The sequence below is a fragment of the Micromonospora sp. RTBAU3-60 genome (assembly GCF_054963695.1).
Map to the genome: position 1 here is coordinate 1 of NZ_JBUEGB010000183.1, position 1101 is coordinate 1101.

General features: G+C 64.1%; 1 protein-coding gene. It reads right to left on the reverse strand.

Features of this window, described 5'->3' with window-relative positions; genetic code table 11:
• Nucleotides 1-41: 41 nt before the first annotated feature.
• Nucleotides 42-878, reverse strand: coding sequence for an IS5 family transposase (locus tag ACY34I_RS40450; RefSeq protein ID WP_462760837.1), 837 nt, complete (start codon nt 876-878; stop codon nt 42-44).
• Between the last annotated feature and the right edge of the window lie 223 nt (nt 879-1101).

Consider the following 1101-nt stretch of genomic DNA (forward strand, 5'->3'; position numbering starts at 1 on the left):
AGAGGGCGTCTGATTCACGTATTTTGCGGGTGATGCCGGCTTCAGATGTCTCGCCAGGTTGGGGTGGTTTCGTCGGTGAGGCGCTTGGTGAGGTTGTCGATCATCGCGATGCGGATCATGCTGGCGGAGTTGTCGGGCAGGGCTTCGTAGTCACGGGCCAAGCGGCGGTGGAGCATGATCCAGCCGAGGGTGCGTTCGACGACCCATCGGCGTTTGACCACGGAGAATCCCCTGACTTGTGGGTCTTTGGTGACGACTTCGACGTCGATGCCGAGGGTGGCGCCGTGTTCGATGACCTTGTTCTTGAAGCCGGCGTCGACCCAGGTCTTGGCCAGGGCTGGGTGGGTGGCTTTGGCTTGTTCCAGCAGGTTGATACCGATGGTGTTGTCGCTGGTGCTGGCCGCGGTTACGACGACGGCGAGGAGCAGGCCGAGGGTGTCGGTGACGATGCCCCGCTTGCGTCCGACGATCTTCTTGCCGGCGTCGATGCCCTGCGTGGCGGCGGGTGCGTTGGTGGAGGTCTTCACGCTCTGGCTGTCGATGACGCAGGCCGACGGCTGCGTGGCGCGTCCGGCCTTGGTGCGGGCCAGGCCGGTGAGCTGGTAGTTGAGCTGGGTGAAGATGCCGTCGCCTGTCCAGGCGGTGAAGTAGCCGTAGACGGTCTGCCAGGGCGGGAAGTCGTGGGGCAGGTAGCGCCAGGCGATGCCGGTGCGGTTGACGTAGAGGATCGCGTTGAAGATCTCCCGCAGGTCGTGGGTGGCGGTGCGTCCGCCGACACCGGCGTCGGTGCGGGCCTGACGCCAGGCAGCAAGGCGTGGTGCGATCAGCGCCCAGCGGGCGTCGGACAGGTCGGAAGGGTAGGCAGGTCGCTCAACCATGCCGAAGGTCTACTGTGGAACGGTCGTGGTGGATCGCACCTGCAGTCCGACGATACGAGGGCTTTTCTGAACCAGACACGTTCTGCGGAATGAAGCTGGCATATAGATGCGGCATCAGTCGGGGCAAATAGTGCCGATGGCCATGAGTCGGCTGCTCTGCTGGCCCAGCATTCGGCGGGCCGAATGCTGCCGATCGCACGCAGACCAGATCAAAACGTCCAGT

Coding starts and splice junctions, on each gene's coding strand:
- ACY34I_RS40450 (WP_462760837.1), bottom strand. CDS start 878: ATGGTTGAGCGACCTGCCTACCCTTCCGACCTGTCCGACGCCCGCTGG.